Annotated in this window: 8 protein-coding genes and 1 pseudogene; 2 read left to right on the top strand and 7 right to left on the bottom strand. The window is 72.0% G+C overall.

What is annotated here, in order from left to right:
• The 5 genes from AB0J09_RS43525 to AB0J09_RS43505 form a co-directional block, all read right to left on the bottom strand.
• Positions 1–361 (bottom strand): Na(+)/H(+) antiporter subunit C (locus AB0J09_RS43525; protein WP_360704787.1); only part of this gene is annotated, 361 nt, incomplete at its 3' end.
• Positions 362–396: 35 nt separating this feature from the next.
• Positions 397–3,135, bottom strand: a complete 2,739-nt coding sequence (locus tag AB0J09_RS43520; RefSeq protein ID WP_360704781.1) for a Na+/H+ antiporter subunit A — start codon at positions 3,133–3,135, stop codon at positions 397–399.
• A gap of 134 nt (positions 3,136–3,269) precedes the next feature.
• Entirely contained in the window at positions 3,270–4,508 is a 1,239-nt protein-coding gene (locus tag AB0J09_RS43515) for an alpha/beta hydrolase (RefSeq protein ID WP_360704784.1), read from the bottom strand.
• A gap of 222 nt (positions 4,509–4,730) precedes the next feature.
• Positions 4,731–7,844: an FAD-linked oxidase C-terminal domain-containing protein gene (locus AB0J09_RS43510; protein ID WP_360704778.1), complete on the bottom strand. Its 3,114-nt coding sequence runs from the start codon at positions 7,842–7,844 to the stop codon at positions 4,731–4,733.
• The gene (locus tag AB0J09_RS43505) at positions 7,804–8,544 is read right to left on the bottom strand and encodes a hypothetical protein (protein WP_360704790.1); all 741 of its coding nucleotides are present in this window, start codon (positions 8,542–8,544) and stop codon (positions 7,804–7,806) included. The genes AB0J09_RS43510 and AB0J09_RS43505 overlap by 41 nt, the downstream gene beginning before the upstream one ends.
• Here AB0J09_RS43505 and AB0J09_RS43500 point away from each other — a divergent pair.
• Positions 8,498–8,635, top strand: a pseudogene (locus AB0J09_RS43500) (RNA 2'-phosphotransferase); the annotation flags it as partial. The gene AB0J09_RS43505 and the pseudogene AB0J09_RS43500 overlap by 47 nt on opposite strands.
• A gap of 9 nt (positions 8,636–8,644) precedes the next feature.
• On the opposite strand, the gene AB0J09_RS43495 reads toward AB0J09_RS43500, so the two are convergent.
• Positions 8,645–9,220, bottom strand: coding sequence for an NADAR family protein (locus AB0J09_RS43495; protein ID WP_360704775.1), 576 nt, complete (start codon positions 9,218–9,220; stop codon positions 8,645–8,647).
• A gap of 117 nt (positions 9,221–9,337) precedes the next feature.
• Here AB0J09_RS43495 and AB0J09_RS43490 point away from each other — a divergent pair, with 117 nt between their 5' ends.
• Complete coding sequence (locus AB0J09_RS43490; protein WP_360704772.1) at positions 9,338–9,781, top strand: CBS domain-containing protein; 444 nt, start codon at positions 9,338–9,340, stop codon at positions 9,779–9,781.
• Between the two features lie 17 nt (positions 9,782–9,798).
• Here the strand turns inward: AB0J09_RS43490 and AB0J09_RS43485 are convergent.
• A partial coding sequence (locus AB0J09_RS43485; RefSeq protein WP_360704769.1) for a hypothetical protein occupies positions 9,799–10,012 on the bottom strand: 214 nt, incomplete at its 5' end.

The following is a 10,012-nucleotide window of genomic DNA, read 5'->3' as shown; positions in this document are numbered from 1 at the left end:
GCCGCCGGTAGGCGTTCTGCCTGGCGCGTACGGCGTCGCTCAGCTCGCCGCGGCGGGAACGCAGCCGCACGCGCCGGTCCTCGGTGTCGTCCTGGACCTCGTCGCTCCCGCACAGCTGCCACGACCGGTGCACCAGGGCCAGCAGGAACGCGGTCACCCCCAAAGTGATCACGATGGCCGTCAGCACCATGGCCTGCGGCAGCGGGTCGGCGATCCCGCGGGCGCCCACGAAGGGCGGGGCGCCGACGTCGCCGCCCGCGGTGACGATCAGCAGGTTGACGCCGTTGCCCAGGACGATGACGCCTGCCAGCACGCGTACCAGGCTCCGCTCCAGCAGCAGCGTGACCCCGGTGGCGATCATCGCGCAGCAGGCCAGGAACGGCAGCAGGGTGACGGTCACGCGCTCTCCTCGGCATCGATCTGCCGGTCCAGCTCGGCGCCGAGGCCACGCAGGATGTCCTGGACCATGCCGACGACGGACACGTACACGCCGAGGTCGAAGAACAGCCCCGTGCTCAGGTGCAGGTGGCCGAGCAACGGCACGGTCACGTCCGTGGCGAGCATGTCCAGCGCCGCCCGCCCGAACAGCAGCCCGGCCAGGGCCGTCCCCGTCGACAGCGTGAGCCCGACGCCCATGAGCACGCCCGCGTGCATCGGGACGGCGACGGCCAGTTCGTTCCTGCCGCCCGCCAGGTAGCGAACGGTGATCGCCATCCCGGCCACGATGCCGCCCGCGAACCCGCCGCCGACCGCGCTGTGCCCGATGAACAGCAGGAACACCGACAACACCAGCACGGTGTGGAACGTCAGCCTGGCCGCCACCTCGAAGGCCAGCGCCCGCTGCCCGCGCGGGAGGGTGGCCGACAACCAGCGCGTTCCGCCGGGAGGTAGGTGCGGGCCCGGCTCGATGTGGTACGACCTGCGCCGCAGGAACACCAGGCTCGTCACGCCCATGGTCAGCACGACGAGCACCGTGCTCTCGCCCATGGTGTCCCAGGCGCGAATGTCGACGATGAGGGCGCTGACGATGTTCCTGGCACCGGCCTGCTCGGCCGCCGCCCCCATGAGCGCACCGATCGGCTGGGCGGTCCGCGCGCCCATGGCCAGCATGCCCGCGCCCGTGACCACCACGGCCACGGCCAGCCCGAGCCCCATCCTGAACCAGAACGGCAGCCGCCCCCTGATCGGGCCGATCGGCAGCCGCCGCAGCACCAGCGCGAACACCACCAGGCTCACCGTCTCGGCCAGGAACTGGGTGAGCGCCAGATCGGGTGAGCCGTGGACGAGGAACAGCAGCGCCGTGCCGTACCCGATGAGGCCTACGACGACGCCCAGGAGTATGTACGCGCGGGCGAACAGCGCCAGCGCGGCCGACGCCACGATGAGCACGGCGACGACGGGCTGCTCGGGGCGCTGCCAGGCGACGACGGGCACGTCGAGGCGGGGCGGGCCGCCAGACACGAGGGAGAACACGCCGACGCCGATCACGGCGAACAGGGTGAGCGTGAGGTAGTCGGGCAGGGATCCGCGCTGTACGAAGCCGGTGAGCTGGATGGCGAAGCGGTCGAGGCGCCGTACGAGCGACCAGAAGATCTGCCCGGAGTCGAACACGTGCAGCGCCGCTCCTGCCCTGGCCACGGGCTCCCTGGCCAGGAACAGCACCACCCCGGCAGCCGCCGACACGGCCGACAGCAGGAGCGGCAGGGAGAAGCCGCCCCACAGCACCAGATGCGTGACATGCCCCTTATCACGAAAAGTCCCGATATATCCGGATAGTGCGTGGCCGTACCAGGGCGCGAACGGCGCCAGCGCCAGGCCGAGCACCGACAGCAGCGCGGCGGGCCCGAACATGGCCGCAGGCACGCGATGCGTCTCCCGCGCCGCCACCCCCGGCTTGTCCCAGAACGCCCCCCACAGGAACCGCAGCGTGTACGCCACCGTCAACGCCGACCCGGCCGCCACGCCCCCCAGCGCGAGCGGCGTGTCCATGAGCGCCTCCAGCGCGGCCTCCTTGCCGGCGAACCCCGCCAGCGGCGGCAGCCCCAGCATCGACGCCCCGGCCAGAACCGAGACCCCGCACACCCAAGGCATCGACCGGCCGACCCCGCTGAGCTCGCGCAGGTCACGGGTGCCGGCCATGTGGTCGACGATGCCCACCACCAGGAACAGGGCGGCCTTGAACAGCGCGTGCGCCAGCAGCATGGCCGCGCCGGCCAGCGCGGCGCCGCCGTCCCCCGAGCCGAACAGCACCGTGAGCAGGCCGAGCTGGCCGACCGTGCCGTAGGCGAGCAGCCGCTTGAGGTCCGCCTCGCGCAGCGCCCGCCACCCGCCCAGCAGCATCGTGACCACGCCGAGCGGCACGGCCACCGCTCGCCAGGGGGCCACGTCTCCCAGCGCGGGGCCGAGCCTGGCCAGCAGGTACACGCCCGCCTTCACCATGGCGGCCGCGTGCAGGTATGCGGAGACGGGCGTGGGGGCGGCCATGGCGGCCGGCAGCCACGTGCTGAACGGGAAGATCGCCGACTTCGACAGCGCGCCGACCAGGATGAGCACCACGGCGACGGGGCTCACGTGCGGCGGGTGCGCGACGATGTCCGAGATACGGTACGTGCCCGCGGCCTGCCCGAGCAGGACGAACCCGGCCAGCATGGCAAGGCCGCCGAACGTGGTGACCCACAGGGCCTTCAGCGCCGCCTGCCTGCTCGGCCTGCTCTCGGGGTCGTACCCGATGAGCAGGTAGGAGCAGACGGTGGTCAGCTCCCAGAAGACGTACAGAAGGAGCAGGTTGTCGGCGGTCACCAGCCCCAGCATCGAGCCGGCGAAGGCCGACATGAAGACGCCGTAGCGCCCGAGCCCGTCGTCGCCGCGAGGGAAGTAGCGGGCGCTGTAGATCATGACCAGCGCGCCCACACCGGTGACCAGCGACATCATGAGCACGGCCAGCGCATCGACGCGGAAGGCCAGCTCCAGCCCGATCGAGGGCGCCCAGGTCCTGGTCTCCCGCGCGGGCAGCCCCAGCGCCGTGGCAAGGAAGGCCGCGGCGGGAGGGAGCGCGAGCACGGCCAGGGACGCGCGCCTGACCAGCCAGGGAGCGCAGACCGCCGCCACCGCGTGCAGGACCAGCAGCGACTCCATGGGCTCCTCGGGAGGGCATTTCCGACTACGTCCGCCAATCTCTCCCGTCAGAGCCCGGCTCCGGCGCAGGCACGGCCAGGGTTGACCCGAACGACACCAGTCCCACACCGTGGTGTGGGACTGGAACGGCGGGTTCAGGCTCTGGCCGCGCAGGTGCCGGGACGCGGCGGGGCAACCGTGATCAAGTACCGGTCGATCTGCCTCTCCACGCAGGTCGAGCCGCCGTGGTACGCGGTGTGGCCGTCGGCGTCGTTGGTGAGCAGCACGCCGTTCGACAGCTGGGACGCCAGCGCCTGGGCCAGCTTGTACGGCGTGGCGGGGTCGCGGGTGGTGCCCACCACCACGATCGGCGGCGACCCCTGGGCCCGCACCTGCTTGGCGAACCCGGTGCCCTTGACCGGCCAGTACGGGCAGCGCGACTCGGGATGGTCGACGCAGCTGATGGCCATGAGCGCCTCGTACCGGTTGTCGTAGCTGCCGTCGAGCCGGCGGCCGTTGTACTGGTCGGCGAGCACCAGCAGGTACGTGCCGTCGCCCTTGAACGCCGCCGCCAGCGCCCGGCGCAGCGCCGGCCAGTCGCCCGCCGAGTACAGCGCGCTCATGACGCCGGTGCGCGCGACGGCCTCGCTGACCTGCCGGCCGTCGTAGGTGTTGCGCAGCGGCGCCCGGTCGGCCCGCTTGTACAGCGCATCGAGCTTCTTCCACGCCGCGCCGATCGAGTGCTGCCTGAACGGGCAGCCCTTGGCCTTGAAGCAGTCGCGCAGGAACGACTCCGTCGCCACGCGGAAGCCCAGGGCCTGCGACTGGGCGAACTCGGCGCCCGTCTGGCTCGGGTTCTCCGCGCCGTCGAGCACCATGGCGCGGATCCTCGTGGGGAACAGGTCGGCGTACCTGGCGCCCAGGTAGGTGCCGTACGACCAGCCCAGATACGTCAGCCGCGCCTCGCCGAGGGCGGCCCGCATCACGTCCATGTCCCGGGCGGCCTCGCCGGTGCCGACGTGCGCGAGGAGCTGCTTGCCCGCGTTGGCCTTGCAGGCACCGGCGAACACCTTGGCCCACTGCTTGGCCTGGTTGACCTCGGCGCTGTTGTCAGGGGTCGGGTCGGTGGCGAAGAGCGCGTCGAGGCCGAGCGTGCCCAGGCAGCGCACGGGAGCCGACCCGCCGACGCCTCGGGGGTCGAAGCTCACCACGTCGAACCGCTGCCGGATGGAGGCGGAGACGATCGCCTTGCTCGCTTTCAAGGAGTCGACGCCGGATATTCCGGGGCCGCCGAAGTTGAGCACGACCGAGCCGATCTTTTTACCGGTGGCCGGCAGCCGGACCAGGCTGATCTTAATCTGCTTGCCATTGGGCTTCGAATAGTCGAGTGGCACTCTCAATTTGCCGCATTGGTATCCGCTGCCACAGGAGGACCAGGCCACCCGCTGCCAGTAATACGCATCGAGCCTGACGGGCCCCGCAGCCCGGGCCGCACCGGAGAAACCGGCGGCGGCGACCAAGCCTGCGATCACAGGCGAAATGATTTTGATTAGACGTCGCATGAATAAAACGTGAATGAAAAACCTTGCGACGCCCTTTAAGGGTGCTGGAATAGATCACTTGCAAGCACCCGGGTGCTGGAGTGACATGGCGAGGAGCTCGGCCAGGTGGCTGGCTTGGCGGCCGGTTCCGGCGGCGGCGATCTGGGTGCGGCAGGAGAAGCCGTCGGCCAGGATCGTCTGCTGCGGGCTCGCGGCTCGTACGGCGGGCCAGACGGACTCCTCCGCGCAGGCCACCGACACGTCATAGTGCGAGCGCTCGAATCCGAAATTTCCGGCCAGTCCGCAGCACCCAGCGTTCAGCACCTCCGTGCTGATCCCGAAGCGGTCGAGGACCGCGCGGTCGGCGTCGTACCCCATGATGGCGCTCTGATGGCAGTGCACCTGCGCCACCGCCTCACCGCCGGAGGAGGCCGGGCGCCAGTCGGGCGCCCGCGACTCGAGCAGCTCCGCCAGCGTCAGCGTCCGCTCCGAGAGCAGCCGCGTGTCCGGCGTGTTCAGCAGCTCCGGACCGTCGGCGCGGAACACGGCCGTGCAGCTGGGCTCCAGCCCCACCACCGGCACCCCGGTCTCCGCCCACGGCCGCAGCGCGCGCACGCTGCGGGCGAGCACCCGCCGGGCGGTCGTGAGCTGTCCCGTGGAGATCCAGGTCAGCCCGCAGCACAGCGGCACCGGCGGCACGTGCACCTCGAACCCGGCCGCCTCCAGCACGCTCACCGCCGCCTGCCCGATGTGCGGGTCGAAGTTGTTGGTGAACGTGTCGGCCCACAGCACGACCTTCCCCCGCGTCCCGGGCGGCGACGCGCCCCGCCGCCTGAACCAGTTGGTGAACCGCTCCCTGGCGAATCTGGGCAGCTCCCGCTCCGCAGCGATCCCCGCGACGGCCTTCAGCAGCCGCGACAGCCCCGGCGTGTGCGTCAGCGCGTTGACCGCGCCGGGCGCGGCGGAGGCGAGCGCGGACCACAGCGGCAACCAGCCCAGGGAGTAGTGCTCGCGCGGCCGGAGCCGGTGCCGGTAGTGGTGGGCGAGGAACTCGGCCTTGTACGTGGCCATGTCCACGTTCACCGGACACTCGGACCTGCAGCCCTTGCAGGCCAGGCAGAGGTCGAGCGCGTCACGCACGGCCTTCGACCGCCAGCCGTCCGTGATCAGCTCGCCCCGAACCATCTCCCCCAGCAACCGGGCCCGCCCGCGCGTGGAGTGCTCCTCCTCGCGCGTCACCCGGTAGCTGGGGCACATCACCCCGCCCTCGAAGGTGTCCTGCCGGCACTTCCCGATGCCGACGCACCTGGTGGCGGCATGCCCGAAGCGCCCGTGGTCCTCCGGATAGTCGAAGAACTTGTGCCGGGGCTCCAGCGGGTAGAAGTGCCGCTGGGCGAGGTCCTGGTCGAGGCGGTGCGGGTGGACGATCTTGCCGGGGTTCATCCGGTTCCGTGGGTCGAAGACGGCCTTGAACCGGCCGAACGCCTCCACCACCTCGTCGCCGAACATGCGCGGCAGCAGCTCGGCCAGCGCCTGCCCGTCGCCGTGCTCCCCCGACAGCGAGCCACCGTAGGAGGCCACCAGGTCGGCCGCTTCCTCCGCGAACGCCCGGTAGTTGGCGATCCCGTCGTCGGTGTGCAGGTCGAGCGGGAGCCTGCCGTGCACGCACCCTTGCCCGAAGTGCCCGTAGAGGGCGGAGTCCTGGTAGCCGTGGCTACGCAGCAGCCGGTCGTAGTCACGCAGGTACTCGCCCAGCCGCTCGGGCGGCACGGCCGCGTCCGACCAGCCTTCGTAGGTCTGCCGCCCGGTCGGCGGGTACGCCTCCACGCCCAGCCCCGATTCGCGCCACCGCCACAGCCGGTCCTCCCTGGCCGGGTCGCCGAGGAAGGTGTGCGTCGCGTGCTCACTCATGTCACGGATCAGCTCGTCGGCCCGCTCGCGCGCCTGGTCCGGCGTGTCCCCGCCGAACTGCACCAGCAGCCAGCCCGCCCCCTTCGGCAGGTCGCGGAGCGCGGGATCCCCGGGGTGCTCCTGCTGGGCGAGCCGCTGCATGTTCTCGTCCATGGCCTCCAGCGCGATGGGCCGGTGCCGGGCGACGGCCGGTACGGCGTCCGCGGCGGCGAAGATGTCCTCGAACCCGAGCACCGCCAGCGCCCGCGCGGCGGGCTTCGGCACCACGGCCAGCTCGGCGCGGAGTACGGTGACCAACGTGCTCTCGCTGCCGACCAGGGCGCGGGCCACGTTGAAGCCGTTCTCGGGCAGGAGCTCGTCCAGGTTGTAGCCGGAGACGCGCCGCTCCAGCTTGGGGAAGCGGGTGCGCACCAGCTCCATGGTGTCGTCGCGCAGCCGGCGGAGCTGCTGGTAGATCTCGGCCAGCCGCCCGCCCTCGGCCTGGATCCTGGTGTACTCGGCGTCGTCGGTCGGCCCGACCCAGGTGCGGACGCCGTCGTAGGTGAGGATCTCCAGGCGCAGCACCGACTCCGCCATCTTCCCGTACGCCTGCGCGGACGCCCCGCACGAGTCGTTGCCGATCATGCCGCCGATCGTGCAGGTCGGATGGCTGGACGGCTTGGGGCCGACCATCAGCCCCTCCGGCGCCAGAACATGATCGACCGCGTCCACCACCGCCCCGGCCTGCACCGTGACCTTCCTGGCCGCGGGATCCACGGACTCCACCGTGCCGCAGTACTTGGACCAGTCGATCACCACGGCCGCGTTGCAGCACTGCCCGGCCAGGCTGGTGCCGCCGCCCCGCGACAGCACCGGCACGTCGCGGGCCCGGCACGCGGCCACCGCCGCCACCCCGGCGTCGAGGGTATGGGGCACCACCACGCCGATGGGGACCTGCCGGTAGTTGGAGCCGTCCCGGGCGTAGACGGCGCGGCTGCCGGTGTCGAACCGCACCTCGCCGTCCACGGTCTCCTCCAGCCGCCGGCGCAGCGGCTCGACATCGACCTCGCGCGGCCGGTACGGGTGCGCGACAGGTGTTCTGACCAGGCTGTCCATGGCGTCGCCCGTACCCTCAGAAGCGGCCTCTAGACGCCTGGCAGATCTGAGCCGGCACACCACCCCGGTCGCGATCACGTCGTTGAGCACCTGGATGACCTTCTGCGGGTCGTACCCGAAGGCGGCGAGGACTTCCCCCTGGTCAGAGGTGACTTGAGCGGCGTTGCGGGCGGGCTGCGGCACCCGGGGACGGCTCAGGACGTACCGGAAGGAACACGGTGACGACGACGGAGGCCGCGGCGAGCACGGCCATGGCCGCCGCGGGCGAGGTCCACTGCGCGAACGCGCCCGCGAGGACCGCGGCGACGCCCTGCATGGCGAGCATGCCGGAGGAGTGCAGGCCGAGCGCGTGCCCGCTCAGCTCGTCCGGGGTCAGCTCCATGAGCCGCTGCTGGAGCAGCAGGCTCGCCGCGTACCCGGTCGAGGCGATGGTGACGGCCGCCGCCGCGACCGGGGTCGAAGGGCTCAGGAGGAAGATCAGGTACGGGGCCGCGAGCAGCAGGTGCAGCGGGGTGACGAGCCGTATCCGCCAGGCCGGAGGGACGAATCGCCCGGCCAGCACGTCGCCGGCCAGCATGCCGGCGGCCGCGCAGGCGAAGAGGAGGCCGGCGTGCTGGGGAGCGTACGGGACGAACAGCGACTCGCAGCCGACGACCAGCCCGTTCGGCACCCAGAGGGCGATGTAGACGCGGCGGCGCGGCCTGGACGACCACAGCAGGGCGTTGCTCCGCCAGGTCTCGGCGGGCGAGGGCCGTCCAGCCGCGCGGGGCGGGCGTTTCCTGAGCCCGCCCATGGCGGCGGCCGCCACCAGGTACAGGGCGGCGCCGGTCAGCAGCGCCCGGCGGGGTGTCCCCGTGGTGCTGGTGGTGGCGGCCGGTGCCATGCACGCCGACGGGCACGTGTTCCACGTCAGCGCCAACGGGGTGTGGCTGGTCGGCCACGTCCCGCCCGGCTACCTGCGGTTCCCGTCCTGACAGCCCGCCTTAAGCGGGGCCTCCGTCCTGACGCCGGGCCAGAAGGGTGTCGCGGGCGGCCATCAACGCGAAGCCGAGCAGGTTGGCGCCCCGCCACGTCGCCGGGGACGCCGCCCGCTCGTCCGAGGCCGCCAGGCCGATGCCCCACACCCGGTCCACCGGACTCGCCTCCACCAGGACCCGGCCCGACGTTCCGAGCAGGAACTCCGCCAGCTCCTCGTGCGCCCCGAACTTGGCGACGCTCCCGCGTACCACGATGTCGAAGCTACGCGCCTCCCAGGTCGCCTCGTCGAAGCCCCGCACCGTCCGGCCGAGCGCCTTGGCCTCGCGCGGGTGACGGGCCGCGAGGATCTTGTCCGCGCTCTCCCCGTCCTCGAACAGCCACGCCTTGTGCGCCATCATGTAGTGCTCGGCCGAGGCGAACGTGTGGCCGTCCTCGGTGAAGTCGACCGGCCACCACTGGCTGAGGCAACCGGGGCCGACGCCGCCGTCGCGGGCGGGCTGATGGCCCCAGAAGTACAGGTACTTGAGCCGCCGGCCGGTCTGCTCGGCGGAGATGGCCTCGTCCACGGTCATGGGGAGCATGGTCCATAGCCTACGAGGCGGCCCTTCCGAGGCGCTCGGAGATTTCGCGCAGCATCGCCTGCAGCGCCGCCCCGCACCGTCCGGGCGGCGAAGTAGGCTGGATCGCGGAGGCCATTGATGCGCGCACGCGATCTCGCCGTCGAGTTCCCGACGGTCACCCTGGACACCCCGGCGCTCGAGGCGGCCAAGCTGCTGGCCGAGCAGGACCTGCCGGGGCTCATCCTGGTCGACCAGGACCAGCGCCCCCTCAGCATCCTGCCCGGCACCCAGGTGCTCCGGCTGGCGGTCCCGGCGTACTGCCAGGACGACCCCGCGCTGGCCCGGGTGGTGGACGAGGCGCACGCCGACCTGTTCCTGCGGCGGCTCGGGGGCAGGACGGTGCGGGAGTGCCTGCCCGAGCAGCCGCGGGAGCTGCCGGTGGCCGACATGAAGGCCACCGTGCTGGAGCTGGCCGCGCTGATGGCGCGTACGCGGAGCCCGCTGGTGGGCGTGGTGGACGGGGAGCGGCTGGTCGGGGCGGTCACGTTGCAGTCGCTGCTGGACCACGTGCTGGAGCTCTGAACCAAAGCCCCCAAGTCTCATGGGCGGGTCGCGAAACCCACCGCGAAGGCGCGTCTGAGGTAGTCCCATGCGGGCGCGCTGAGCAGGCCCTTCGTGGCGGTCTCCGGCCCCGCAGCGTCGATCTTGCGGTAGATGGCCGACATGGCGCTCCTGTCGCCGCCCGCCAGCCCGGCCACGGCCTCCGTCCAGCGGCGGGCGAGCTCCTGGACGGCCGGGTCCGCCGGGTCCGTG

The sequence above is a fragment of the Nonomuraea sp. NPDC049784 genome, assembly GCF_040659615.1.
In the GTDB taxonomy this organism is placed as follows: Bacteria; Actinomycetota; Actinomycetes; order Streptosporangiales; family Streptosporangiaceae; genus Nonomuraea.
This window is presented reverse-complemented; position numbering and strand designations above follow the sequence as displayed.

Bases quoted from the DNA above. Each gene is read 5' to 3' on its own strand.
- AB0J09_RS43520 (WP_360704781.1), bottom strand. From the start codon at position 3,135: ATGGAGTCGCTGCTGGTCCTGCACGCGGTGGCGGCGGTCTGCGCTCCC.
- AB0J09_RS43505 (WP_360704790.1), bottom strand. From the start codon at position 8,544: ATGGCACCGGCCGCCACCACCAGCACCACGGGGACACCCCGCCGGGCG.
- AB0J09_RS43495 (WP_360704775.1), bottom strand. From the start codon at position 9,220: ATGCTCCCCATGACCGTGGACGAGGCCATCTCCGCCGAGCAGACCGGC.
- AB0J09_RS43490 (WP_360704772.1), top strand. From the start codon at position 9,338: ATGCGCGCACGCGATCTCGCCGTCGAGTTCCCGACGGTCACCCTGGAC.